26 protein-coding genes are annotated in these 25680 nt (G+C 67.2%); 10 read left to right on the forward strand and 16 right to left on the reverse strand.

The annotated features are described in order from the left end of the window. Positions 1–24 precede the first annotated feature (24 nt). Together D106_RS0104200 and D106_RS0104205 are read right to left on the reverse strand one after the other, a co-directional pair. Positions 25–339: a type II toxin-antitoxin system RelE/ParE family toxin gene (locus D106_RS0104200; protein ID WP_018879311.1), complete on the reverse strand. Its 315-nt coding sequence runs from the start codon at positions 337–339 to the stop codon at positions 25–27. Between the two features lie 6 nt (positions 340–345). Beyond that, positions 346–579 carry an addiction module protein gene (locus D106_RS0104205; protein ID WP_026280559.1) on the reverse strand — a complete coding sequence of 78 codons (234 nt, stop codon included), beginning with the start codon at positions 577–579 and terminating at the stop codon, positions 346–348. 176 nt (positions 580–755) lie between these two features. Here D106_RS0104205 and D106_RS0104210 point away from each other — a divergent pair, with 176 nt between their 5' ends. After that, a complete protein-coding gene (locus D106_RS0104210) occupies positions 756–1202 on the forward strand; it encodes a hydrogenase maturation protease (RefSeq protein WP_018879313.1) in 447 nt (148 codons plus the stop codon). Between the two features lie 22 nt (positions 1203–1224). Here D106_RS0104210 and D106_RS0104215 read toward each other — a convergent pair whose 3' ends face one another. The 10 genes from D106_RS0104215 to D106_RS0104260 form a co-directional block, all read right to left on the reverse strand. Further along, complete coding sequence (locus D106_RS0104215; protein ID WP_231372848.1) at positions 1225–1941, reverse strand: RES family NAD+ phosphorylase; 717 nt, start codon at positions 1939–1941, stop codon at positions 1225–1227. Next, positions 1913–2284, reverse strand: a complete 372-nt coding sequence (locus D106_RS0104220) for an antitoxin Xre/MbcA/ParS toxin-binding domain-containing protein (protein WP_018867694.1) — start codon at positions 2282–2284, stop codon at positions 1913–1915. The genes D106_RS0104215 and D106_RS0104220 overlap by 29 nt, the downstream gene beginning before the upstream one ends. A 139-nt stretch (positions 2285–2423) precedes the next feature. Further along, a complete protein-coding gene (locus D106_RS0104225; protein WP_018879315.1) occupies positions 2424–3314 on the reverse strand; it encodes a carbohydrate kinase in 891 nt (296 codons plus the stop codon). An 18-nt stretch (positions 3315–3332) separates the two neighbouring features. After that, positions 3333–4619: a GGDEF domain-containing protein gene (locus D106_RS0104230; protein ID WP_018879316.1), complete on the reverse strand. Its 1287-nt coding sequence runs from the start codon at positions 4617–4619 to the stop codon at positions 3333–3335. 87 nt (positions 4620–4706) lie between these two features. Further along, a complete protein-coding gene (locus D106_RS0104235) occupies positions 4707–5588 on the reverse strand; it encodes an endonuclease/exonuclease/phosphatase family protein (protein ID WP_018867697.1) in 882 nt (293 codons plus the stop codon). A gap of 37 nt (positions 5589–5625) precedes the next feature. After that, complete coding sequence (locus D106_RS0104240) at positions 5626–7266, reverse strand: acetolactate synthase large subunit (protein ID WP_018867698.1); 1641 nt, start codon at positions 7264–7266, stop codon at positions 5626–5628. Positions 7267–7305: 39 nt separating this feature from the next. Continuing rightward, entirely contained in the window at positions 7306–7938 is a 633-nt protein-coding gene (locus tag D106_RS0104245) for a thiol:disulfide interchange protein DsbA/DsbL (protein ID WP_018879317.1), read from the reverse strand. After that, positions 7939–9111 (reverse strand): c-type cytochrome biogenesis protein CcsB, encoded by a 1173-nt coding sequence (ccsB, locus tag D106_RS0104250; protein WP_018879318.1) that lies wholly within the window; start codon positions 9109–9111, stop codon positions 7939–7941. It abuts the gene before it with no gap. Positions 9112–9137: 26 nt separating this feature from the next. Beyond that, positions 9138–11210 carry a cytochrome c biogenesis protein ResB gene (locus tag D106_RS0104255; protein ID WP_018867701.1) on the reverse strand — a complete coding sequence of 691 codons (2073 nt, stop codon included), beginning with the start codon at positions 11208–11210 and terminating at the stop codon, positions 9138–9140. Positions 11211–11473: 263 nt separating this feature from the next. Continuing rightward, complete coding sequence (locus D106_RS0104260) at positions 11474–12097, reverse strand: cytochrome c (RefSeq protein ID WP_018867702.1); 624 nt, start codon at positions 12095–12097, stop codon at positions 11474–11476. 446 nt (positions 12098–12543) lie between these two features. Here D106_RS0104260 and yihA point away from each other — a divergent pair, with 446 nt between their 5' ends. After that, a complete protein-coding gene (yihA, locus tag D106_RS0104265; protein WP_018867703.1) occupies positions 12544–13176 on the forward strand; it encodes a ribosome biogenesis GTP-binding protein YihA/YsxC in 633 nt (210 codons plus the stop codon). Positions 13177–13433: 257 nt separating this feature from the next. Here the strand turns inward: yihA and D106_RS0104270 are convergent, their stop codons facing one another. From D106_RS0104270 to polA, 3 genes are read right to left on the reverse strand one after another with little or no spacing between them, the layout of a single operon-like run. Further along, on the reverse strand, positions 13434–14081 hold the full coding sequence (locus D106_RS0104270) for an SCO family protein (protein ID WP_018867704.1): 648 nt from the start codon (positions 14079–14081) through the stop codon (positions 13434–13436). Between the two features lie 11 nt (positions 14082–14092). Further along, positions 14093–14611, reverse strand: a complete 519-nt coding sequence (locus D106_RS0104275; RefSeq protein WP_018879319.1) for a hypothetical protein — start codon at positions 14609–14611, stop codon at positions 14093–14095. Next, complete coding sequence (gene polA / locus D106_RS0104280) at positions 14612–17314, reverse strand: DNA polymerase I (protein WP_018879320.1); 2703 nt, start codon at positions 17312–17314, stop codon at positions 14612–14614. It abuts the gene before it with no gap. 119 nt (positions 17315–17433) lie between these two features. Between polA and D106_RS0104285 the strand changes: the two genes are divergently transcribed. The 6 genes from D106_RS0104285 to ntrC all read left to right on the forward strand — a co-directional run bounded on the left by D106_RS0104285 (position 17434) and on the right by ntrC (position 22894). After that, entirely contained in the window at positions 17434–18159 is a 726-nt protein-coding gene (locus tag D106_RS0104285; protein ID WP_018867707.1) for a TIGR00730 family Rossman fold protein, read from the forward strand. Next, complete coding sequence (locus D106_RS0104290; RefSeq protein ID WP_018875917.1) at positions 18159–18554, forward strand: DUF2782 domain-containing protein; 396 nt, start codon at positions 18159–18161, stop codon at positions 18552–18554. The genes D106_RS0104285 and D106_RS0104290 overlap by 1 nt, the downstream gene beginning before the upstream one ends. Beyond that, a complete protein-coding gene (locus tag D106_RS0104295) occupies positions 18548–19408 on the forward strand; it encodes a hypothetical protein (protein WP_018879321.1) in 861 nt (286 codons plus the stop codon). The genes D106_RS0104290 and D106_RS0104295 overlap by 7 nt, the downstream gene beginning before the upstream one ends. Positions 19409–19519: 111 nt before the next feature. Further along, the gene (locus tag D106_RS0104300; protein WP_018879322.1) at positions 19520–20176 is read left to right on the forward strand and encodes a DUF4124 domain-containing protein; all 657 of its coding nucleotides are present in this window, start codon (positions 19520–19522) and stop codon (positions 20174–20176) included. Positions 20177–20360: 184 nt separating this feature from the next. Further along, positions 20361–21458, forward strand: a complete 1098-nt coding sequence (gene glnL / locus D106_RS0104305) for a nitrogen regulation protein NR(II) (protein ID WP_018875920.1) — start codon at positions 20361–20363, stop codon at positions 21456–21458. Then, the gene (gene ntrC / locus D106_RS0104310; protein WP_018877182.1) at positions 21458–22894 is read left to right on the forward strand and encodes a nitrogen regulation protein NR(I); all 1437 of its coding nucleotides are present in this window, start codon (positions 21458–21460) and stop codon (positions 22892–22894) included. Before glnL ends, ntrC begins: the two co-directional genes overlap by 1 nt. Positions 22895–23148: 254 nt before the next feature. Here the strand turns inward: ntrC and D106_RS0104315 are convergent, their stop codons facing one another. Beyond that, complete coding sequence (locus D106_RS0104315; RefSeq protein ID WP_018877183.1) at positions 23149–24141, reverse strand: dihydroorotate dehydrogenase; 993 nt, start codon at positions 24139–24141, stop codon at positions 23149–23151. On the opposite strand from D106_RS0104315, the gene D106_RS0104320 reads away from it, so the two are divergent. Together D106_RS0104320 and D106_RS0104325 are read left to right on the forward strand one after the other, a co-directional pair. Then, positions 24140–24604, forward strand: a complete 465-nt coding sequence (locus tag D106_RS0104320) for a tRNA (cytidine(34)-2'-O)-methyltransferase (RefSeq protein ID WP_018867714.1) — start codon at positions 24140–24142, stop codon at positions 24602–24604. The two genes, D106_RS0104315 and D106_RS0104320, sit on opposite strands and share 2 nt — an antisense overlap. 135 nt (positions 24605–24739) lie before the next feature. Beyond that, on the forward strand, positions 24740–25612 hold the full coding sequence (locus tag D106_RS0104325; protein ID WP_018879323.1) for a dienelactone hydrolase family protein: 873 nt from the start codon (positions 24740–24742) through the stop codon (positions 25610–25612). Positions 25613–25680 lie beyond the last annotated feature (68 nt).

Consider the following 25680-nt stretch of genomic DNA (forward strand, 5'->3'; position numbering starts at 1 on the left):
AGGGCCTCCCGAGACCCGCGGGGTCTACCGTTTCATACGGGAGCGCCAGTAGCCGGGGCGCCGTGCGTGATGAGCAAAGGCCAGGACGATGATGCGGCGGGAAGACCCGAGGAAGACGATGTCATACGGGAAGCGGCGCAACACCAGTCGGCGCAGGCCTTTCCGGCCTAGATGCCCCGGCATGGGGCTGCCGGAGACCAGACCGTCTTCAAGCAGTTCGAGGCCCGCGTTCAGCGACTCGCGAAACTGCCGCCCGAGCCCGGGCTGTTCGTGTTCGTACCAGTCAGCCGCCGCTTCTGCTTCATCGGCCGCGGCGGCGACGATCTCCAGTATGGGCATCCATGCTCATCCGGTCCGGTCCCGCAAACGTCGATTGAGTTCGTCACGCGAGAGGGTTTCCGCGTCCCCGCTCTCGACCTGCGCAAGGCGGCGGGCAATCTCCTGCTCCCAGGCCGCGGCGACGCCGGTGTCCGGCGCCCCCTCCAGGGTCTCCAGAAGATCATGCACCAGCCGTGCACGCTCCGAGTCCGGGAGCGCTCGCGCCTGGTCAAGAATCGTTTCGAAGTCGTCGCCCGGCATGTCTGACACTGTCCCCGAGGGATGGGAGTCTTTCAGGTTACGCCTGTACCGGAGCGTGTTCCAGCGAGCCTGGGCATCCCAGGGCTGGCCGGAGACCATCACTCTTGCTGGGAACCGATCCGGCAAGCGAATCGCATCGTGGGACAAAGCTCGTGAGTACTGAAAAGGGCCCGCTAGTGATCGGTATCGGCAACCCCTGGCGCGGCGACGACGGCATCGGCCACGCGGTAATCGATGCACTCGAAGGCACGGCGGGCCTCGCCACCGCGAAAAGCCACGGCGAACCCGCCGAACTGATGGAGCTGTGGCAGGGCCACGACCCGGTGATCCTCGTCGATGCCATCGTCACCGGCGCTGCCCCCGGCACCCTGCACCGCCTGGACGCCCGCGAGCCCCTGCCGCGCGGCGCCCGCTACTCCTCCCACGGTATCGGCCTCGCCGAAGCCGTCGAACTCGCTCGCTCCCTGGGCGAGCTTCCCCAGCACGTCATCGTCCACGGCATCGAGCCCGCCCGCCTCGAGGATGGCGCAGGGCTCTCCCCCGAGATCTCAGTTGCCATTGTCCGGATTTGCGAGAACATCCGAATGGAGCTCACCGGGCCCCGGCCTGACGCCTCTCGCTGACCGGAATCCTACGGGGGGCGGATCAGGCGGAGGACGAGGCCGGGAAGGTAAAGGACTCATCCCGGCCGGCCCGGATGCAGTTGCTTTCGCTGGCGCCCAGGTAGAGATACCAGGTTTGCTGGGTAAGAGGTTCCGGCTGCGTGAATACTGCCGGGGCCAGGAGCGCCAGATTGGCGCCTCGCTGAGGGTCGCGCACAGATTCATAACGGATGGCCTGGATACCGGCTCGTCGCGCTTCGGCAGCGAGCGCCCGGGTGGCGGTGTAGTCGTCCGGGTGGGTCCACTGGGCGCGATCCTTGTTGAGCGGCGGACGGGTCAGGTCCAGGTGACTCGGGGTGCGCCAGGCGACGTTGAAGACCGTGAGCGATTCGTGGGCTTCAGGTAACGGTGTGCCCGGGGACGTCTCGAAAAAGTGTCGGCGCCAGTAGCTGAACTCGGCCAGTCCGGTGCGGACGGCTTCGGCACAGTAGAAGACGCCCTCCCCCTCCTGTGGCCGACGGAACCGGGAACCGAAGGGCGACGGCGGATAGCGGAACGGCGTCTTGAGGAGGTAATGCAAATGCGCCGTATTGGCGGGAAAGGCGGGCTTGGTCTCCTCCAGAATCGCCTCCAGCACTTCCTGCTCGTCCCGGGTACTCACAAGCTTGCGGGTAGACACGGTGTACTGATGCTCCACCACCCGCCATCCCTCGCCGTTCGCAGGCGCGGCTTCAGATGCGAGCGCGGTGTGCGTCCACATACTCGACTACGCGAGCCAGCCCCGCCACATTGTCCACCAGGTCTCCCGGAACACCGTGCAGGTCGGCATTGGGATTGCGCATCCAGGCCCGAAGGGAACGCTCGTCGCCGGCCGTGATGGCGTCAAGCCCACGGTAGAGACGGACCAGCAGGGCCGCGATCTCCCAGTGCTTGGTGCGCTCGTCCAGGAAATAACCACCGGCGTACATGCGGCTGATTGTAGCGGGGCTCAGCCCCAGGGCCCGGGCCAGCTCCGACTGTTTCATGCCGAGCCGTGCCCCGGCCTGCGCGACAGCCCTGGTGAGTACCTCCTGGCGCTGTTCCGCGTTTGCCGTTTGTTCCATATGGCCCTCCGGGACAAGAAGGAGTATTTCTATAGAAAATATAGAGCCAGGTTCTTCCTGACGCAAACAAATCGCGTGGGCGTGAAGTCGCGGTGTCCCTTTTGGTTCACGCTGGGGTGTCCGGCGTCCCGGCGTGTCGTCAGGCCCGGGGCCAGTCGCGCGTGGCCTGCTGGTAGAAGGCCGGGTCGTCGGTGGTGGCGCCCTGCAGGGTGCAGACGGAGGCGGCAAACCGGAGGGCGCGCTCCAGGGTGGTCGCCCAGGGCCAGGCGTTCTGCAGCCCGATGATGGCGACGCTGGCGAAGGCGTCGCCGGCGCCCACGGCGTCGCGGAACCCGTCGACGGGCGGTGCGGGTGCCTGCCAGTGCTGGCCATCGGGCTCGTGGATGGCGGCACCACCGGCCCCGTGGGTGACGATCAGGGCGGAGCGGATCGCGGCCCGTTCGAGCAGCGCGGTCGGGCGCTCGGCCTCGGCGACATCCGGGGCCAGGGTCGCGGCCTCGTCGGTGTTCAGCTTCACCACATCGGCGCCGCGGATCAGCGCGAGGACGTCGTCGGCGTCGTACCACGGTGCCCGCAGGTTCACGTCGACGAAGCGCTGGCGTGAGCGGGCCCGCAGGCGTTCCAGCAGCTCGCGATTGCCGGTGCGCAGGGCCAGCGTCCCGTGATAGAGGAGCGTGGCCGTAGCCGGCAGCTGCTCCGCCCAGTCCGCCGGGACGTCGTCATAGGCCTGGCCGGGGACGATGGTGTAGCTCGGCTCGCCCTGCTCCAGGGTGACGCGGACCTCCCCCGTTGGGGCCGTGGGGTGCTGGTACAGCCCGCGTGTATCCATCCCGATGTGGTGCATGCGTTCCCGCACGCGGCGGCCATCGGCGTCGTCGCCGATGCCGCCCACAAAGCAGGCGGCGGCACCCAGCTGATGCAGGTTCCAGGCGACGTTAAAGGGCGCGCCGCCGAGGACGCGCGTGCCGTCGGGAAAGCCGTCGAACAGGACCTCGCCGAAGATCAGGTGAGATGGGGGCGTGCCGCGCATGGCGTCTCCCGGGATCGGTCAGTCGTTGGCGCGTTCAATGCGGTCGCGCCCGCGTTTCTTGGCCTGGAGCAGGGCGTGGTCGGCCGCGTCGAAGATCGCCTCCGGGGTCGCGGCGGGATTGATGCCGGCCAGGCCCGCGGAGATGGTGACCTTCAGCCGGGTGTTCCCGGCGCGCACGATCAGGCGATCGACCGCCTCGCGGATAGTGTCCGCCTGTGTATGGGCGGCCGCGGGTTCGCGGTAGAGGATCATCACGAATTCCTCGCCGCCGTAGCGCGCGACAAAGTCGGGTGCGCGGACCCCTTCGGCCAGGATCTCGGCGACCGCCCGCAGGACCTTGTCGCCCGCGCTGTGTCCGTATTCGTCGTTGATGGTCTTGAAGTGGTCGATGTCCCAGACCAGCAGGGAGGCGGCGCCGGCCTTTTTCAGCTCCGCCGGGAGCTGGGCCAGGCGCTGTTCGAAGGCGGTGCGGTTGGGCAGGCCGGTCAGGCTGTCGCGCGTGGCCTCGGCGCGGGCCTGTTCCAGGCGCGTGCGCAGGGCCTGCACCTGGCCCTCCAGACTGCGGCCCTTGGAGCGCAGGGCGCGGTTGCGCTCCAGTGCTGCCAGCAGCTCGGTTTCCTGTTCATCGCGAAACGCGGTGACCCGCTCCACCATGCGGTCGAGGCCGCGGCTGACCTCGGTGCGCAGGGTCGCCAGATCGTCGACGTCGACGACCCGGCCCTTGATATGGGCGACATCGCCGGAGATCCCGGCATGCAGCTCGGACACGGATTCGCGGGCGCGTTCGCCGCGGGCCTCGTCCTCGGACAAGGCGGTGTCGACATCCTCGAGGCGGTGCCAGATCTCGCCGACGACCTCGGTGAGCTCCTCGCGCTCGGTCATGGCCTTCTGGCACTTGTCGTGCAGGACCGTGAACAGACGGTTGAGGGTGCGTTCGATCTCCGCCTTGTCGCGGCGGTCAGCGGCCCGGGTCAGGGCGTCCACCTCGGAATCGAGGAACTCGAAGCCGTGCAGGCCGCGGCGCACCACCTCGAGGATGCCCTCGGCAAGATCCTGGCGATGGTCGCTGGAACGTACCGCGTCAGCGAGCTGGCCGCTCAGGCGGTCCAGCCAGGCGGTGTCGCCGGGGTCGGACTCGATGGCCCGGGTCAGGTCGCGGACCGCGCCCTCCAGTGCCGGCACCTTGGCGGACACCACCGCAAGCGAACGCAGCGCGACTCGGCGGATCGTGTCCTGCAGGGCCCGTTCCCGGTCCAGCAAGCGTTCGAGCTCGATGATGGTTCTACGCAGATCGCTGTCGGACATCGGGAAATCCCGGAAAGGAGGCGTGTCTATTTAAACGCGTAATACGGGTAGATGCCACCGGGATCGTACCCGTATACGGGCAACGGTTTAGTGCGCTGGATCATGAAGGGCCTGGCGCTGCGGCAGTTCGATCTCGATGCCGACCGGGAGATGGTCGGACAGCGCAACGTTGTAGACGCGCACGTCGCTGACATGCAGGTCGGGGGTCAGCAGGATGTGGTCGAAGACCAGGCGCGGGTCCCAGGCGGGGTAGGTCGCGGGGCAGGCCATTGGCTCCATCAGGCCGGTGCGCGCGACCAGCTGGCGCAGTTCCTCGCTGTCCTGCTGGCAGTTGAGATCGCCCATGACCACCGCATGGGGGAGGTCCTGGATGTGTTCCGCGACGTAGGCCAGCTGGGACTTGCGGGTCCGCTTGCCGAGGGCGAGGTGCAGCAGGAACAGGACCAGTTCGTCTCCGTCGCCCATCGCGTAGTGCGCCTCGATCGCGCCGCGTCCCGGCAGGGCGCCTGGCAGGCGGTGCATCTCGACCCGGTCCGGTTCAAGACGCGAGAACAGGGCCAGGGAGTGCTTGGCGAACTGCCCGAGATCCCGGTTGATCCGGTTGTAGGTGTACGGGAACTGCGCGCGCTCGGAGAGATAGGACGCCAGATCGACGAAATTGCTGCGGATGCTGCCGCCGTCCAGCTCCTGCACGCCGACGATATCGAACTCGGAGATGAACCGCGCGACCCGGTCCAGGTTGTCCATGCGCCCGCCATAGGGGAGCACGTGCTTCCAGCTGTTGGTGACGTAGTGATGCAGGCGGGAGGAGTGGATGCCCACCTGGGCATTGAAGCTCAGCAGGCGCAGGCGCTGGCTGCCCTGTTCGTGCTGGTAGCTCAGTTGTTCCGGGGCGGCGGTTTCCGGTTGCGCCTCGCCTTCGGGGCCGGGGGGCGTGGCGCGACGGTCGCCAGGCGCGATCGACGTCATCGCGAAAGGTCTCCTGCTGGAGGGAAAGTCCGTGTTCTCAGAATGGACAAACCAGCTCGCCCAAACGTTCCGTCAGCTTCATGTTCTCGCTGTAGTCGACCGGGCAGTCGATCACGGTCACGCCCGGCTCCACCAGGGCCTCGCGCAGGGCCATTTCGAGGCTGTCTCCCGGTTCGATGCGCACGCCGCGGGCGCCGAAGGCGCGGGCCAGCTGGACGAAATCCGGGTTGCCGAATTCGACGAAGGCCTTGCGCCCGTACTCGCGGACCTGCTTCCACTCGATCAGGCCGTAGGCGTTGTCGTTCCAGATCAGCACCACGAAATTCAGGCCCAGCCGGACCGCGGTCTCCAGCTCCTGCACGTTCATCAGGAAGCCGGCATCGCCGGTGACGGCGACGACCTGGCGTTCGGGATGGAGCTTGGCCGCGGCGATGGCGCCGGGCAGAGCGATCCCCATGCTGGCGAAGCCGTTGGAGATCAGGCAGGTGTTGGGTAGCTCGCAGCGGAACATGCGCGCCATCCAGAGCTTGTGGGCGCCGACATCGGTGATCATGATCGCGTCGAGATCCGCCGCGGTGCGTAGGTCCCAGATCAGCTTCTGTGGCTTGAGCGGCACCTGGGTGTCGTCGCGGTGCTCGTTCATGTCCTCGATCAGGCTCTGGCGCAGCGGGCGCAGGATGGTCTCCTCGCGCGGACTGACCTGCTCGGCCAGACGGTGCAGACAGGTCGTCAAATCCCCGAGGACCTCGGCCGTCACGTTGTAGTGGCCGTCGATCTCGGCCGGGGCCGAATCGATGTGGATCAGGGTGCGGTCGCCGTCCGGATGCCAGAAGCTCGGCGGGTATTCGACCAGGTCGTAGCCGATGCAGACGATCACATCGGCCTTGTGGAAGCCGAAGTTCACGAAGTCCTGGCTCTGCAGCCCGACCGAGCCGAGCGCCAGCGGGTGGCGGAACGGCAGTACGCCCTTGGCCATGAAGGTATTGGCCACCGGGATGTTCAGCGCGCTGGCGAGCGTGGCCAGGGCCCCGCTGGCGCCGGAGCGGATCACACCGTTGCCGGCGAGGATCAGCGGGTGGTGGGCCTCGTTCAGCAACCGGGCCGCGGCCTCCAGCGAGGCGTCGGCCGGCACGGCCGCCGGGCCGGCGTGGACCGGCAGGGGCGGGTTGGGGCACGGCTGCGAGGCGATGTTCTCGGGTAGTTCGAGGAAGCTGGCCCCGGGTTTGCCGCCTTCGGCCCACTTGAAGGCCTTGCGCACCACCTCCGGGAGAATCTCGGGCTCGACCACGCTGGAGCTGTACTTGGTGATCGGCTGGAACAGGCCCTTCAGGTCGAGGACCTGATGCGATTCCTTGTGCAGGCGATGGGTGCTGGCCTGGCCGGCAATCGCGACCAGCGGCGCGTGATCCATATTGGCGTCGGCAACGCCGGTGATCAGGTTGGTGGCGCCGGGACCCAGGGTCGCGAGGCAGACGCCCGCCTTGCCCGACAGGCGCCCGTGGACGTCGGCCATAAAGGCGGCGCCCTGTTCGTGGCGCGTGGTGACGAATTCGATGGAGGAGTCGGCCAGGGCATCGAGAACGGCCATGTTCTCCTCGCCCGGCAGACCGAAGATGCGTTCGACGCCCTCCTGCTCGAGGCATTCGACCAGGCGCTGGGCGGTGGTCGGCGTGCTCATGCTGAAGGCGCCCCGGCGGCCCGCGGCATAAGCCGCGCGCTAGCCGCGGGCACGTTCGATCAGGTAGTCGGCAACCTCCAGCATCTCGTCGTGCCCGCCGGCCATGCTGGCGGAGACGATGGCCTCGCCATTGATGACCAGGGTCGGCACGCCGCCAACGCCGTAGTCCTGCACGGCCTCGGTGGCCTCGACGATCCGGCGGCGGATCGCGTCGGAGCGCATGGTCTCGCGGAACTCGTCCGCATCCAGCCCGCGCTGGTTGATGAAGCGCAGAATTGCGCTTTCCGAGCGCATCTGACGGCCCTGATCGTGGATCGCGTCGTAGAACGCCTGATGCACGTCGTCGAGCACGCCCAGCTTCTCGGCGGTGTAGAACACCCGCGCATGCAGCGCCCAGACGTCGTTCATTGGTGCCGGGAGGTACTCGAACTGCACGTCGTGGGCCAGGTTCGGCTTCCAGGCCTGGACCTTGGGCTCGAAGGCGTAGCAGTGCGGGCAGCCGTACCAGAACACCTCGACCACCTGGATCTTGCCGTCCTCCAGCCCGGTATCCAGCGGGGGCTGGATGGCCCGGTAGTGCTGGCCCTCGCGGAACTCGGCCGCGAGGCTGGTGCCGGTGGCGAGGAGCAGGCCGGCACCGCCCACGGCGCCCATGAATTCACGACGCTTCATTTACAGCTCTCCGTAGGAATGCAGGCCGGACAGGAACATATTCACGCCCAGGAAGGTGAAGGTCGTGACGAACAGCCCGATGATCGCCCACCAGGCCATGACCGGCCCGCGCCAGCCCTTGGTAAAGCGCATGTGCAGCCAGGCGGCGTAGGTCAGCCAGAGGATCAGGCTCCAGGTCTCCTTCGGATCCCAGGTCCAGTAGCCGCCCCAGGCCTCGGCGGCCCACATCGCGCCGAGCACAGTGGCGATGGTGAAGAAGGCGAAGCCGATCGCGATGGCCTTGTACATCACGCTGTCCAGCGCTTCCTTGCTCGGGATGCGCTGGGTGAGGGCGGCGTCGGGCCGGGTGCGCTCGAGCCGATGCTTGACCAGATAGGCTACCCCCAGCATCGCGGCGATGGCGAAGCCGCCGTAGCCGACAAAGTTGGTAGGCACGTGGATCTTCATCCACCAGCTGTTCAGAGCGGGCACCAGCGGCTCGATCTCGTGTGCCTGGCGGTCCCACATGTACCACATCAGGAAGGTGACGGACGCGGCGATCACCAGCATGACGAACGCACCCATGGTGCGCTGGCCGGTGCGGCTCTCGTAGTAGAGGTACATCAGCGTGGTCAGGGCGGCCAGCAGGATGAAGACCTCGTAGAGGTTGGCGACGGGGATATAGCCCCAGGTCGGATCGGTCAGGTAGATCTCGCGCCAGCGCACCAGCAGGGCCATCAGCCCGGCGCCGGCACCGATCCAGGCGAACGCGCCGCCGACCCGGGTGGGGAAGTCGGAGCGGCTGAACAGCCCGGTGACGTAGGCCACCGTGGACAGGTACAGGAAGACGCTCATCCACATGACACCGGCCTGGCCCGAACCGACGTAGTTCAGCCAGAAGTTGGTGCTCCCGCGGGCGAGGTCGTCGCCGTACATCCAGATACCGAACAGTGCGAGGACCCCGACAATGATCGAGAACGCCTGCCACGGGCGCCAGAACCAGCCCATCCAGGCACTCAGGCCGACGGCCAGGATCAGGCCGCCGGTGTCGTAGCGGTCCATCATGTGGCCGTATTGCCAGAAGGCGATCAGCCCGACGGCGATCGTCAGGGCGATGTACGCCCAGTCGCGCGGCTGGATGCGCCGGAAGATGCCGGGCCGTTCGAAATCCAGGGCCTCGTGGGGGACTGACATGGGGTGCTCCTCCGACTGCTTAGCTTTTAGTCGTTTTTGTTGTTGGACTCATGGGTGCCGTCGCTGGCGCCATCGACCGGCTTCTGATCGATGATCCACCTCTTAAGATGCGCGAAACGTTCCTCGAATTCCACCTGGTGGCGGTTGCTCGTGCCGGCCATCACCACGTGAGTGCCTTCGCCGTTCTCGCTCCGCCGCGCCATGATCCACAGGCGCTGATAGGACACGTAGAAGAGGAAGAAGATCCCGACGATCAGCATCACGCTGCCGGTGTAGACGGTGCTCTGGCCGGGGGCGCGTGCGATCTGCAGGCCGGACGCCTCGCGGTGCTCGAAATCCTTCAGGTGGAAGAAGAACGGCGACTGATAAAGGCTGATGGCATTGATCGCGGAGATCGTATCCTCCAGGAAACGCTGCTCTTCTTCCTGGATCGAGACTACACCCTCGTCCTGAAGGACTTCCATGTAAAGCCCCTGGAGGCCGGCGTGCAGGATGCGGATCATCAGGTCGCGCACCTCGTCGATGCGCTCGCCCGGTACGCGCCGTTCGATCTCGTTGTTGACGGCCATGTAGCCGCCCTCGGCGAACAGCCCCATCAGCTCGGCCGTCGTGCGGGCGATGGCCTGGGTCTGCTCGTTGGGTACCGTCTCGTCGTCGCGCGCCACCTGGCGGGCAATCTCGTTGCGCACTTCGGGGTTGTGCAGCATGGCCAGGTAGGTGCGGAAGCGCTCCAGCGAATCGTCGGCATCTGCCGGCAGGAACAGGTAGTGGAATTCCTCCGCCGGACTCTCGCGCACGCCGCTGAGGAAATACATCGCCCCTTCCTGCAGGGCCGGGCGCTGGTAGTTGCGGTAGTACAGGCCGTGGCCGGTGCGGTCCATCAGGCGGAAATCGAAGCTCGGGCCCATATGGCGGTTCTCGCGCACGCCCTCTTCGTTGAGCAGCGGAACCACGTTCTCCAGCTGAAAGTTGGTGAACTCGATGATCCGGGTGTCGCCGTCCGGCGTCGGGACCTCCATCTCCTGGAACACACGACCGGGCACCTCGAGCTCGCGCAGGGCCTCGGCGCCCAGCGGGATGGCGTCGATATCCAGGCGGGTGCCGCCGTCGGCGAAGCTTGCCTGATAGATCGCGAAGCCGTTGTAGATCAACGGGTGGTTGACCGAGATGGTGTGCCGCAGCGGCTCGTCGCGGTTCGGATCATGGATAACCAGGTCCGACTCGTAGGAGCTTTCGGCACCGGTGGAGAAGCGTTCGATCCGGAACTCCTCCAGTTCGACGCGGAAGGGCAGCTCCTGCACGAAGTAGCCTTCCCGCATCGGCAGGAACACCACATTCGCCGATGCACCCTCGGGGATCTCCACCGAGCCGCGGAAGGACGGGTTCCAGTCCGGTATCCAGGCCGAACGCGGGACCTCGGAGATCGGTACGCTGCGGGTCTCGATCTCGAGATTACCCAGCCACTCGTTAACCTTCAGCAGGGTCGTGCCGTCGGCCAGGGCGCCCACACAGATCACCACGATGCCGACATGGGTCAGCAGGTAACCCATGCGGTTCCAGCGCCCGCGCATGGCAGCGATCACGGTCTGTCCGTCGTGGTTCTTCTCGCGCGCCTTGAAACCCTGTGCCTTCAGCACCCGGTGGGCGTGCTGGATGAACTCCTCCGGTGACTGATCGAGATCGCCGGTGGCACTGGAATGGAACGAGCGCAGGGACTTTTCCTTGACCTGCGTGTTGTAGCGGCGCAGGTCCTTCAGCAGCCCGGGGGTCTGGCGATAGACGCAAAAGGAGGTCGAGATGACCAGGAACGCCACCACCAGCAGGAACCAGGTGGCCGAATACACCTGGTACAGGCCCATCCCGGCAAAGATCTCGTGCCAGAAAGGCCCGTAGTCCATCAGATACTCGGTGTACGGTTCGTTCTGCACCAGGACGGTGCCGATGACCGAGGCGATCGCGAGGGCCACCAGGAGTGTGATCGCCAGGCTCATCGAGCCCATGAAATCGACCAGTATGCGGCTGCGCCGCGGCTTGCGCGCGGCCTTCTGGCGGGATGCGGGGGCCGGGCCGGCGGTGGCGGCCTGATCGTTATTCGACATGCTGAAACCTGCTTTAGCCTGACGGACTATGCGAAGCAACCCGACAGGGGTTCAATTTCCAAGACAAACTGCGCGGGCGTTGCACGAGCAGAAGGTGGACCGATGATCCGCCGGGGAGTTCGCGCGCCCCACCATGACGACCCTGTACAGGATTGCATTCCAACTGGGTGCGTTTTTCTGCGCCCACAAAAAAGGGGCGGCCAAGGCCGCCCCTTCCCTGGGTCGCTTCGCCGCCACTCCTGCGCGGCGTACCCGAAGCCGAATCAGTTGCTCGGCTGCAGGCCGGCCATATACTGGGACACGGCCTCGATGTCTTCATCGGACATGTTGCGCACCACATTGCGCATCATGCGGCCATTGTCGTTGGCGCGCTCGCCGCTGCGGAAGTAGCGCAGCTGATCCGCGCTGTACTGCGCGTGCTGGCTGGCGACGGCCGGGAACATGGCTTCCGGGTTGCCGTTGCCGTTCGGGCCGTGGCAGGCAATGCAGGCGGCGACGTTCTGCGACGGGATGCCGCCGCGGTAGATCTGCTCGCCCCGTTCGACCACCGACTCGTCGGCGGTGCCGGCGCTGATTTCCTGCTCGGCATAGAAGGCCGCCAAGTCGCGCATGTCCTGCTCGTCCAGGTTGGCCACTTGGCCCAGCATCAGGCTGTTCTCGCGGCGCTCGGACTTGTAGTCCTGCAGCTGCTTCACGGTGTACTTGGCGTGCTGGCCGGCCAGCTTGGGCCATTCCGGGTTCACGCTGTTGCCATCCGCCTGGTGGCAGGCCGCGCAGGCTTGGGACAGTTCCTGGCCGCGCTGGGGATCGCCCGCCTGGGCTGCCGACAGCGGGAGCAGCAGGGATACGGACAGGGCAGCAAAGAGAGCGGAAAGCTTGTGGTTCATGACGGAGAATCTCCTGCTTGTAAATGCGTGCCGGGTCGCGACCCGTTCCTTGTGCCCCATCGTAGGGCGATCAACATAAGGGGCGCAGTTTATAGCACAATGCTAATTTGTGCTCAAAAATAAACCGAGTCCGGCACTCGGCCAAGGGAAACACTGATGAATGTACACGCTCGCGTTGGCACCCCAGGTTTTCCGAGACAAGGCGCGTCGCGCAGCGGGTAGTGGTTCTACCCGCAAGCGGCGCAACGCAGGATCGGGGAACCTGGGGTGCCAGCCCCACAAGCCATTGAAAGCAGGGGCTCGGCCGCTTTTGCGTGCGCCCGGCGTTGCGGCTCGCTTATGTAGCTCGGCTACACTTCACTCACCGCGCCTTGTTCGCACGCAAAAGCGACTCGAGCGCGAGCGTGTACATTCATCAGTGTTTCCCTAGGACGCTCTCTCGCCCCATGGAACCCCGATTTCGCGAAACCGACTTCCTGCGTGGCGTGGCGCAGATTGCCCAGCTCCCGGCCGACACGGGCGTCGAGATCGCCTTTGCCGGGCGCTCCAACGCCGGCAAGTCCAGCGCCCTGAACGCCTTGTGTGGACGCAAGGCGCTCGCGCGGGTCGGCCGTACCCCGGGGCGCACACAGGAGATCAATCTTTTCCGTCTGCCGCCGGCCGAGCACTGGCGGCTGGTCGACCTGCCGGGCTACGGCTACGCGAAGGTCTCGGCCGGCAAGCGCGCGGAATGGGACCAGCTCCTTGGTGGCTACCTGCAAAAACGCCAGTGCCTGATCGGTCTGGTCCTGATCATGGACATCCGCCGGCCGCTGACCGAGCTGGATCGCCAGCTACTGGACTGGGTGCCTCTGGAGCGCTGCCGCTTGCACTGCCTGCTGACCAAGGCGGACAAACTCTCGCGCCAGGAGGCCGACCGCCAGTTGCGCAAGGCGCATGGCGAGCTGGAGGCCATGGGCGTCGAGGCGACGTTGCAGACCTTCTCCTCGCTGAAGAACCAGGGTGTCGATGACCTGCGCGGCCTGCTGGGTGGCTGGCTGGCCGAGCATGATCCGGAGTCGGCTCCCGCGACCGGCTGAGGCCCGTCTCTGCCCGACGGTCGAGCGGATACACGAAACGCAGACAAAAAGAAGCCCCGGCCTTGGGGTGGGACCGGGGCTAATTTCGGCCTCTACAGGGGGGAGAGAGGCCTATTGCCCGCTCAGGGAGAGAAGCGGGCCGCGCTGGGCTAGAGCGCTCAGTAAGTGAGAAAGCACTGCGCGGGCAAAGTTCCTGCCGCGTGCCTCTCGATTGCGAATTTTTTCACAGAATCCATCGTTGCCGTCCGGGGTGTGGCTCAGTTGGCTGTCCCGGTGGCCTCCGCATGGGTTCGCAGGCCCTCCACCAGTTCGGCGGCGGGTGTCCCGTGCGGGTAGATCTGCAGCAAGTCGCCTTCCGGGCCGACCAGGTAGGTGGACGAGCTGTGATCGACCACGTAGCCCATGGCCGAGTCGATCTCGGTGCGTTCGTAGAACACGCCGTAACGTTCCGTGATCGGCTGCAGCTCTTCGTGGGACCCGGTCGCCGCCTGGATGGCCGGGTGGAAGTGCCCCACATAGGTCTCCAGGCGCTCGCGGTCATCACGTTCCGGGTCGACGCTTACCAGTACCGCCGCGACCTCGCCCTCCAGCTCGGGCGGCAAGCGGTCCAGCGCGGCGCTGATCCAGCCCAGGCTGGTCGGGCAGGCATCCGGGCAGGCGGTGTAGCCGAAGTAGACCCAGACGTATTGCCCTTCCAGGTCCGCCAGCCGGAACCGCTCGCCCGTGGTGGAAACGGGCAGTTCGATCGGCCCGCCGGATACCGCATCGGCCACCGGCAGGCGTTCGTGGTCGGCCCCCTGGGACACGGGGGGTGGTGCCGGGCGGAGCATCACGAAGACGAGCAGGGCGCCGGCCGCCAGCACGGCCAGTGCCCAGAGCAGGCTGCTCAGCGGGATACGCTGCATGTCGGTTTTCCTCAGGGGTTGTCGCTGTGGCTGCGGCGGGTGACAAAACGAAACTGGACCCGGGCCGCATCCGCATCGCCCGCGGGCATCACGGTGGCGGCCCAGGTCATGGCCTCGGTGGTGCAGATCGGCAGTGTCGTCTCGCCGACGTAGCGCCCGTCGCCGGTATGTTCCAGCCGCGGGCGCTGGAAGCCCATGTACATCTCCACCCCGGCCAGATCCAGCTCCAGGGCCTCGGGTTCGCCGAGGTTGCCCCGGGCCGCTGGGTCCAGCTCCAGGGTCAGCTCAAGTGGTTGCAGCATCGGCACGGGGCGTGGCGTGATCGCCAGGGTCAGCGTACCGCCCGCCGGATGGTCGGCGCTGCAGGGCCCCGCGTTCAGGTCGCAGTCCTCCGGCTGGACGATGGTGATCCCGCTCGAGCTGCCGGTGTCCAGATAGCGGTCGGCCAGCACCCAGGCAGTTGCCAGTAGCAGGACCGCGACTACCCAGGGGGCGGCCCGGTTGAAACCCCTGGCAAGCGAGCCGGCCATCTAGTGGGCGTCATCCCAGTTGGTGCCGGTGCCGACATCCACCACCAGCTCCACGTCGAGATCCGCGGCCCCGCTCATGGCCTTGCGCACCAGCGTGGTCAGGTCTTCCACCGCCGCATCGGCCACCTCGAACACCAGTTCGTCGTGCACCTGCATGATCATGCGGGCGTCGATATTCGAGTCCGCGAGATCGTTGGCGACGCGCACCATCGCGCGCTTGATGATGTCGGCGGCGGTACCCTGCATCGGGGCGTTGATGGCGACACGCTCGGACTGCTGGCGTCGCGCCCCGTTGCGGCTGTTGATCTCCGGCAGGTACAGGCGGCGGCCGAACAGGGTCTCGACATAGCCGTTCTCGCGCCCGGAGGCGCGCGCGCGTTCCATATAGTCGTGCACGCCGGGATAGCGATTGAAGTAGCGGTCGATGTACTCGCGCGCCTCGCCCTGCTCGATGCCGAGGTTGCGCGCCAGCCCCCAGGCGGACATGCCGTAGATCAGGCCAAAGTTGATCGCCTTGGCCGCGCGACGCTGATCGCCGGAGACCTGCTCCGGGTCCAGCCCGAAGACTTCGGCGGCGGTCGCGCGGTGGATGTCCTGGCCCTCGCCGAATGCCTTCAGCAGGCCCGCGTCCTGCGACAGGTGGGCCATGATGCGCAGCTCGATCTGCGAGTAGTCCGCCGCCAGCAACTGGTGGCCCTCATCCGCGATGAATGCGCGGCGGATGCGCCGGCCGGCCTCGGTGCGCACCGGGATGTTCTGCAGGTTCGGCTCCGAGGACGACAGCCGCCCGGTGGCTGCCCCCGCCTGGTGGTAGGAGGTGTGCACCCGTCCGGTCTCCGGGTGGATGCGCCGGGGCAGGGTCTCGGTGTAGGTGCTGCGCAGCTTGGACAGGCCGCGGTGCTCGAGGATCAGGCGCGGCAGGGCGTAGTCGTCCGCCATCTGCTCCAGCACGTCCTCGGCGGTGGAGGGCTGGCCCTTGGGCGTGCGCCGCAGCACCGGCAGGCCCAGGCGCTCGAACAGGATCTCCTGGATCTGCTTGGGCGATCCGAGGTTGAACTCGCCGCCGGCCTCCTCGAAGGCCTCGCGCTCGATGCGCTCCATCTCGGCCAGCAGCTCCTGGCTCTGCTCGCCGAGCAGATCCGGGTCCACCTTTACGCCCACGCGTTCGATATCCGCCAGCACCGGGACCAGCGGCATCTCGATCTCGCGGTAGACGAACGCGGGGCCTTCAGCCTCTTGCAGGCGCGGCTGGAACACCGCATCCAGCTGGAGGCAGATGTCGGCATCCTCGCCGGCGTAATCGGTGGCGATGCCGATATCCACCTCGGCGAACGGGATCTGCTTCGCGCCCTTGCCGGCCACGTCCTCGTAATGCGTGGTCTGGTAGTCCAGGTGGCGCTCGGCCAGGGAGTCGAGGTCGTGGCGGTTGGCGCCGGCGTCCAGGCAGAACGACTCGAGCAGGGTGTCGTCGACGATGCCGCGCAGGCTGATGCCGTGATTACCCAGCACGTTGCGGTCGTACTTCAGGTGATGCCCCAGCTTGCCGTGGTCCTCGGATTCCAGCCACGGCTTCAGACGTTCCAGCGTCTCCGCGCGCGGCAGCTGCGGGTCGGCGTCCGGCCCGGTGTGGGCCAGCGGCAGGTAGTAGGCGGTCCCCGGCTCGAAGGCGAAGGACATGCCGACGATCTCGGCGCGCATCGCATCCAGGCTGGTGGTCTCGGTATCGAAGGCGACCCGCTCGGCCTGGTCCAGACGCTCCAGCAGCTCGGCCAGTTCGGCCTCCTCGCGCAACGTGCGGTAGTCGCCCTTCGCCTGCGCCGAGCCCGGATTGCCGCCGGCGGCCTCGTCCTCGCCGCCCTCCAGCTCCGCGCGCCAGCGGGTGAAGCCGTAGCGGCGCACCATCTCCAGCAGGCGCTCGTGATCCGGCTCGCGGATGTTGAGGTCGTCGGGGCCGACGTCCAGTTCGACATCGCGCTTGACCGTGATCAGCTCGCGCGAGGTGGGCAGGCGCTCGGTCGCGGCACGCAGGTTCTCGCCGATCTTGCCGCCGATGTCGTCGGCCAGTTCCAGAATGGTGTCGAGGTCACCGTACTTCGCGATCCACTTGGCCGCGGTCTTGGGGCCGACCTTGTCCACGCCGGGGATGTTGTCGACGCTGTCGCCCATCAGTGCGAGGTAGTCGACGATCTGCTCCGGGGCCACGCCGAATTTCTCCTGCACGCCCTCGGGGTCCAGCGTGACCCCGCTCATGGTGTTGACCAGCGTGATGCGGTCATTCACCAGCTGGGCGAGATCCTTGTCGCCGGTGGAGATCACCACGTCGTGCCCGGCTGCGGCGGCCTGGTCGGCCAGGGTCGCGATCACGTCGTCGGCCTCCACGCCCTCGACGCACAAAAGCGGCAAGCCCATCGCCCGCACCAGCTCGTGCAATGGCTCGATCTGGGCGGCCAGCTCTTCCGGCATCGGCGGGCGGGTGGCCTTGTATTCCGGATAGATGTCGTCGCGGAAGGTCTTGCCCTTGGCGTCGAACACCACCGCCATGTGTTCCGGGCCGTAGTCCGCGCGCAGCTTGCGCAGCATGTTGGCCACACCAATCATCGCCCCGGTCGGGGCGCCATCCGGCGCGGTTAGCGGCGGCAGCGCATGGAAGGCGCGGAACAGGTACGACGAGCCGTCGACCAGGACAAGAGGCGCTTGCGACATGAAGGTGGAATCCGGACAGGGAACGCGCGCCATTCTACAGGCCCGGCCCGGGCCGCGACCATTTGTGCGCGCCCGGGGGCGCCGGTACGCTGAAGCCTTCACCCTTGGGAACCCGCTGCATGAACAACCGCGAACGTGCCGAACACCCGGGCCTGCGCCCGATCGATGACTCCGCCCTGACCCGCGAGAGCTGGAAGATCTTCCAGATCATGGCGGAGTTCGTGGAGGGCTTCGAACGCCTGGCGCATATCAAGCCCTCGGTGAGCATCTTCGGCTCCGCCCGCTTCCCGCCGGAGCATCGCTACTACCAGCTGGGCGAGGCAACCGCGCGGCAGCTCTCGGACGCCGGTTTCGCGGTGGTCAGCGGCGGCGGTCCGGGCATCATGGAGGCGGCCAACAAGGGGGCGTTCGCCGGGCGCTCGCCGAGCATCGGCCTGAATATCCAGTTGCCGCACGAGCAGAGTGCGAACGATTACCAGGACGTGGGCCTGGGGTTTCGTCACTTCTTTTCGCGCAAGGTGATGTTCGTCAAGTACGCCTCGGCCTACGTGGTGCTGCCCGGGGGCTTCGGGACGCTGGACGAGCTGGCGGAGATCCTGACCCTGGTGCAGACCGGCAAAACCCGGCGCATCCCGGTCGTGCTGGTGGGCAGCGAATTCTGGAAGGGCCTGCTCGACTGGTTCCGGGATACGCTCGTGGAGCAGGGCACCATTGACGAGGAAGACCTCCAGCTATACTCGCTGGTAGATTCACCGGAAGACGTGGTGGACGTGATCTTCGAGTACTACGAGGCGCGCAGCTTCGAGCCGTCCGCGGAAGAAAAGAAACGACTGATGGAACTGTGATGATGACCTCGATGCGTGCGAGCCTGCCCCTGTCGCTGCTGGCGGCCCTGCTGCTGGTTTCCGGCACGGCGCTGGCGCAGGAAGACCGCGAGTGGGGGGATGCCCCGCCGCCGCCGGAGCTTGAAGAGGGCGCGGATCCGCCGCCCCCGGTGCTGGATGAACGCGCCCGCGAACAGCGCTCGCTGGAGGACGCCGACATCATCATCATCGAGCGCGACGGCGAGACCCGGCGCGAATACCGCATGGGTGGCGAGCTGGTGATGGTCGAGGTCACGCCCGCCGTGGGCCCGACCTACTACCTGATCGACACCACGGGCGACGGCACGCTGGACGGCCGTCGCAACGAGCTCGACCCCAACTTCGTACCCCCTTCCTGGGTGATTTTCCGATGGTAGAGAACGAATCCGAGACCCGGGCCTGCGCCGATGCGACCGGCGTGGCCCTGACCCATGGCCCGGGCGGCCTCGAACTGGATGGCCGGCCGGTGCAGTGTCTGCGCCTGGCATCCGCCGTGGCGCCGGCGCTCGAATCCGCGCTCGGCGAGGTACCTGGCGGCTGCGGTCGCGTGATCGGCCGGGGTGCGGATCCCGATCCTGGTGAGGTCCTGCTGGTGCTGGAGCGCGGTCAGGCGTTGCAGGGCGTGGTTGCGGCCGAGGGGCCCGGCAGTCTGGAGGCCCTGGGCGAGCGCGCCGCCGACTGGCAGGGGCGTCACACGGCCGGGGCCTTGCCCGTCGGCGAGGGCTACCGGCGCGGGGTGCTGCAGCAGCAGATGCGCGAGCGCGCCGATGCGATGGCGTCCACGCTGGATGCCGAGTCCCGGGCGATCCTGGACGCCGAGCTGCACCACCAGGGGCTCTACCGTTTCGAGGACCTGCCGCTGGCGGGAAGCTACTGGCAGTCCGTGCGTATCTACCCGGAAGGTGCCGGTCTTGCCGATCTGGTGATCCCGCCCGCGCCGGTACCGGCCTTCTGGCAGCTCGCGCGCATCGCCCTGGCGCTCGCCGTGGACGCCTCCGGACAGCCGGATGCCGATCGGTACCGGGCCGTGCTGGCCGGGTTCAATGCCCGGCGGCCACTGACTGCAATCGAACGCGGGGCGGCGCCCACGATGCTCCGCCTGGCTGCGCTGGATGACTGGCTGTCCGCGCTGGAGTCGGGAACGGCCGCGGCGGTCGAGCGGGATCGCCTCGCGACCCTGCAGGCCGATGCGGCTCGGCTGCAGGGCGTCTGGGTTCGCGCGGCCGCCTGATCCCGGCTGGCCCGTGCCGGTGGCGCGGGAGCTTCCGGGCTTGTGGTGGTCCGAACGTACACGGGAGGCAGGGTGGTGGTGCCGCGCCATCCCGCCCAAGGAGGAAGACCCATGTTCCGAACCACGCTCTGGCTGGCCTTGTCGCTGGCTGTCCTTCTCGCCCCGGCGCTTGCGAGTGCCGACGTCTACCGCTGGACCGACGATCAGGGCAATGTCCATTTTGGTGACCGTCCGCCCGAGGGGCGCGCCAGCGAGCCCGTGGACGTGCGCGAGCCCATGCGCGCGGTCCCGCTGGAAGGCGCGCGGGAGATTCTCGAACGGCCCGTGCGGCCCCGCGGTCAGCCGGAGGCGGAGGGTGTGTACACGCGGGTCGCAATTGCCCGTCCGGAGGATGGTTCGGGGGTGCGGGCGAACGACGGCAATGTGAGTGCCGAGCTGGATCTCGAGCCAGCGCTGGATGCCGACGCCGGCCATCGCGTGATCTGGGTGCTGAACGGCGAGGAGGCGGGCGAGGGCCAGTCGCCCACGGCGACCTTCGAGGGGCTGAACCGCGGCGAGCATACGCTGCAGGCCCGGATCGTGGACGCATCCGGCGAGGAGCTGGGGGCGAGCGCGACCATCGAGTTCAACGTGTTGCGGATGGCCATTCCGCGCGAGCAGCAACAGCAGCAGCGGCCGCAGCAATTCCCGCCCGGGGGTGCGCCGCAGGCGCCCAGGGCCCCACAGGCACCCAGGGCGCCCCAGCCGGTGACGCCGGCCCCGAACTGATAACCTCGATCTCTGCACTGAAATAGTGCGACCAAAGCCCCATGATGGTGCTATAATTGCACCATCATGGGGCGTTTTAGGTTCTGGGGGGTGGCGATTCGGCTGCGTTTTGTGACCGTGCCCCCGGCTTCGGCGCCCCGCCGGGCGATTCCCGCTTGGCGCGATTCCTGCTTGAGGCCTCTTGATGACCACGCCCGCTTCCAATTCCGGCCCGGCCACCCCGCCCTGGTGGGACGACCTCTCCACGGCCGTGCTGGTGACCGATGCCGAGCTTTGCCTGCTGAGCATGAACAGCGCCGCCGAGGTGCTGCTCGGTCTCAGTCGCGAACGCATCGTCGGGCATGGTCTGGGCCAGTGGCTCAAGCTGGACCGGAATCTGTCCAGCCGCCTGCGCTCGGCGCTGACGCTGGATCAGCCGATCACCCTGCGCGCGCGCCAGATGGAGCCGCTGCGGGCCGAAAGTTTCCTCGCCGACGTGGTCATCACCCCGCTCCGTGGCGAGGGCGACAAGCCGGGGCAGTTGCTGTTCGAGCTGAATGCGATCGATCGCCACGAGCGCATCAGCCGCGAGGAGCAGTTACAGAAGCAGCAGGCGATCACCCGCGCGGTGACCCGGGGGCTGGCCCACGAGATCAAGAACCCGCTGGGCGGACTGCGGGGGGCGGCGCAGTTGCTTGCCAGCGAACTGGACGACTCGGGCCTGAAGGAATACACCCAGATCATCATTCGCGAGGCCGACCGGCTGCGCAGCCTGGTCGATCGCATGCTGGGGCCGAACAACCTGCCGCGGCGCGAGCCCGTCAACCTGCACGAGGTGCTGGAGCACGTGCGGGGCCTGGTCAGTGTGCAGCTGCCGCTGGGGCTGAAGATCCGCGGCGACTATGACCCCAGCATCCCGGACGTGCAGGCCGATCGCGACATGCTGGTGCAGGCGATCCTGAATCTGGTGCAGAACGCGGTGCATGCGCTGGAGGACGGGGGCGAGATCACCCTGAGCTCGCGCATCCTGCGCCAGTACACCATCTCCGGCCATCGCCACCGCCTGGTCGCCAAGCTGAGCGTGCGCGACAACGGGCCCGGTATCCCGGAGGAGATCCGCGAACGCATCTTCTTCCCCATGGTGACCGGCCGCGCCGCCGGGACCGGGCTCGGGTTGCCCATTGCCCAGAGCCTGATCCAGCTGCACGACGGTCTGATCGAATGCCATTCGCGCCCGGGGGCGACCACGTTCGACATCCTGCTGCCCCTTGAACCCCCGAAGGCCCGGGAGGCCAGGAAGTGATGGAGCCCACTGTCTGGATCATTGACGACGACGACTCGATTCGCTGGGTGCTGGAGCGTGCCCTCCAGCGTCACGCGATCGCGGTGCGCGGCTTCGAGACCGCGGACGCCGCCTGGGCGGCGCTCGACCGGGACCCGGTGCCGGACACCATCGTCGCCGATATCCGCATGCCGGGCCTGAATGGCCTGGACTTCCTCGCGCGCATGCAGACGCGCCCCGATCCGCCGCCGGTGATCATCATGACGGCCTTCTCCGATCTGGAGAGCGCCGTGGGCGCCTACCAGACCGGGGCCTTCGAGTACCTGCCCAAGCCGTTCGATGTGGACGAGGCCGTGGCTCTGGTGCAGCGGGCACTGGAGGCGCGGCGCGCCGGGCAGGACAACGGCACCGCTGGCCCCGAGATCGAGGAAACCCCGATCATCGGCGAGGCCCCGGCGATGCAGGAGATGTTCCGCGCCATCGGCCGCCTGTCGCGCAGCAACATCACCGTGCTGATCAACGGGGAGTCGGGCACCGGCAAGGAACTGGTCGCCCGTGCCCTGCACCAGCACAGCCCGCGCGCCGATCAGCCGCTGATTGCCCTGAATACCGCGGCCATCCCCAAGGATCTGCTGGAGAGTGAACTCTTCGGCCACGAACGTGGTGCGTTTACTGGCGCCAACCAGAGCCGCAAGGGCCGTTTCGAACAGGCCGATGGTGGCACGTTGTTTCTCGACGAGATCGGCGACATGCCGTTCGACCTGCAGACCCGGCTGCTGCGCGTGCTGTCCGATGGCACCTTCTACCGCGTGGGTGGCCATACGCCGATCCGGGTGGACGTGCGCATCATCGCCGCGACCCACCAGGATCTGGAGGAACGCGTGCGCGCGGGGCTGTTCCGCGAGGATCTGTTCCACCGTCTGAACGTGATCCGGATCCATGTGCCGTCCCTGCGCGAGCGCCCGGAGGACATCCCGCTGCTGGTGCAGCATTTCATGGCCGAGGTGGCGCAGGAACTGGGGGTCGAAGCCAAGACCATGCGCCCCGAGGTGGTGGCGGAGCTGCAGCGCCTGCCCTGGCCGGGCAACGTGCGTCAGCTGGAGAACACCTGCCGCTGGCTGACCGTGATGGCGTCGGGCCGCGAGGTCCACCTGGACGACCTCCCGGCCGAGCTGCACCAGCCCGCCGAGACCCGGGCCGAGCCGGACGGTGGTCCGGCCGGCGTGGTCGCCGGCCCGCGGGACTGGACGGCCGAACTGGCCCAGGTGGCCCGCCAGCACTGGCAGCGTGGAGACCAGGACCTGCTGGGTTCGGTGCTGCCGCAACTGGAGCGCACGGTGATCCGCGAGGCCCTGAACGCCACCGGCGGCCACCGCCAGCAGGCGGCGGCCCTGCTCGGCTGGGGGCGCAACACCCTCACCCGCAAGATCCACGAACTCGGCCTCGACGACGACTAGGCTGATTTCACCACGAAGCCCACGAAGGCACGAAGAACGGCCAGGTCAAAAGCGGTTCACAGGAAGAAGGGAAGATGGGAAGGGTTTTTGGGTAAAGGCCGCTGGCCCGTGTCCTGGGGCCTGCCCGGCGGGTTGATCAGTCCCGGGGCACCATTCCCGCATTCTTCCGTCCTTCCCATCTTCCTGTTAATGCTCTATCGCTTTTGACCTGGCCGTTCTTCGTGCCTTCGTGTGCTTCGTGGTGAAACAGGCCTTCAGGTGGTGGGGTCCTGCGGGGCGGGCGGGGCGCAGGCGGAGACGGCGCCGTTGAGTTGCAGGGTGCCGGTCAGGTCGCGTACGTGGGTGTAGCCGTGGCGGTCCATGTAGTCGCTGATGCCGTGGAGGATCCTGGGCAGGCACAGCGGGTCGTAGAACAGCCCGGTGCCCACGCCGACGGTGCTGGCCCCGGCGATCAGGAATTCCAGCGCGTCGGTGGCGTTCATCACGCCGCCCTGTCCGATGATCGGCACGTTGTGGGGCGCGGCCACCTGATAGACCTGCTGGACCTTCAGCAGCGCGATCGGCTTGATCGCGGGCCCCGAGAGTCCGCCCTGGTTGTTGCCAATCACTGCGCGCCGGTTCTCGACGTCCACCGCCATGCCCATCAGCGTGTTGATCACCGCAAAAGCATCGGTGCCGGCCTCGATGCAGCGGCGGGCGTTTTCGGCGATGTCGGTCTGGTTGGGCGAAAGCTTGGTGATCAGCGGCTTGGAGGTGACCTTGCGGCAGGCCTCGACCACGCGCGCGGACATGTCCGGGTCGTTGCCGAAGGCGACGCCGCCTTCCTTTACATTGGGGCAGGAGATGTTGATCTCGATGGCGTCGATGGGCGAGTCGTCGAAGCGGCGGGTGACCTCGATGTACTCCTCGATGGTGGAGCCGGAGACATTGGCAAAGAAGCGGGTCTCCTCGAAGTCCAGCTGCGGCAGGGTGTGGTCCACCACGTGGTCCACGCCCGGGTTCTGCAGGCCGATGGCGTTGAGCATGCCGTCCGGGGTCTCGTAGACCCGGTGCGGCGCGTTGCCCAGACGGGCCTGGCCGGTGGTGCCCTTCAGGCAGATCGCACCGGCGTCGCGATTGGAGAAGCCGGCCACGCGGGTGTACTCCTCGCCGAAGCCGACGCAGCCGGACAGCAGCACCAGCGGCGTGTTCAAATGCAGCCCGCAGAACTCCAGGGCCAGCCGCGGATCGGTGCGCGAATCACTCATGCTTCACATCGTCCTCTTTCAACCGGAGATCCCGCCGAACACCGGCAACATCATTCGTCTGGCAGCCAATACCGGCGCTGCGCTGCACCTGATCCATCCGCTCGGCTTCGAGCTGGACAGTGCGCGGGCGCGCCGCGCCGGGCTCGATTATCACGAGCTGGCCCGGGTGCAAGAGTATGACAGCCTCGAACAGTGGCGGGAATCGGTGCGGCCCGACCGGGTCTTCGCCATCACCACGCGCGGCCACGCCCGCTATGATGCGCCGGCCTTCCGCGCTGGCGATGCCCTGTTGTTTGGCCCCGAGACCCGCGGTCTTCCCCACTCGGTGCTCGAAGCCCTGCCTCCCGGGCAGCGCTTGCGCCTGCCCATGCAGCCCGGCAGCCGCAGCCTGAATCTCTCCAACGCAGTCGCCGTGGTCGTCTACGAGGCTTGGCGCCAGCTCGGGTTTTCCGGCGGAGACTAGGAGTCTGTCGGATCTGGGCGATCTGCTGCGCCCCCCGGCAGGGCCTCGCCATTTGCACTACCCTCGGAAGAAAGCCCGCGAGCGGCCCGTCTCCCTGTGACGGCCCTGTCCACATTGATCCGCACGAGGTTCCCGATGGTTTCTGTACTGCGTCCTCTCCTGTTCCTGGCGGCTGCCAGCCTGTTCGTAGCGCCGCTGGCGGCCGATGAACCCACCGGTTCCGACAACTGGTGGTGGGATGACGACTGGTGGGAAGACGGCGTGATGTATTCCGATCTGGAGAACCACGAGGTCACCATTGAACGCATCGAATACCAGCGCGACCGCATCGACATCCCGGCGATGGTGGCACGACCGGCCGATGGCGAGGCCTATCCGGCGATCCTCTGGACCCACGGCCGGCGCGGCCTGGACGACCTGGCCGAACTGCACGTGAAGCGCCTGGCCGCCCGCGGCTTCGTGGTGCTGGCGCCGGACCTGTACACCGGCCGCTTCATGGAGAGCCACCCGCTGGATCATGACTACGAGCTGGAAGGCGATCTGAACAGCGGGCTGGATGTCCTGCTGGCGCGTGACGACATCGCGGGCGACCGTGCCTGCCTGGTCTCCATCACTCGTGGCGGCTACAAGACCCTGAAGGTCGCCGTCACCTTCGAGCGCCAGGTCGAGGATGTCGCCTGCTGGGCCGGCTACTACCCGCACCTGCAGGACCCGAATCTGGGCGAGCCGCACCAGGTGTACCGCTACGCCAACGAGGTCAATCAGCTCGAGATCCCGATGATGATCCTGATCGGCGACGAGGAGCAGTACCAGCGCCACCGTACCGCGCGCATGGCCGCGGATGGACTGGAGAGCCGCGGCGGTGATGTCACCTGGATCGAATATCCCGGTGTGGGCCGCGGCTTCGACTTCCGCAACGGCAATAACCGCACCTTCGCCGACGACCTCGCCTCGCGCGACGCGATGATTCGGGTCACGCACTTCGTCAATCAGCACCTGCGCGACTGAGTTCTGCCTTGCCCCCTGCCAGGGGGCACAACTGACGCTTATGCAGGTAGGCCCGCCGGGCTGTGCGC

It is taken from the genome of Thioalkalivibrio sp. ALE9 (assembly GCF_000377445.1).
GTDB lineage: Bacteria > Pseudomonadota > Gammaproteobacteria > Ectothiorhodospirales > Ectothiorhodospiraceae > Thioalkalivibrio.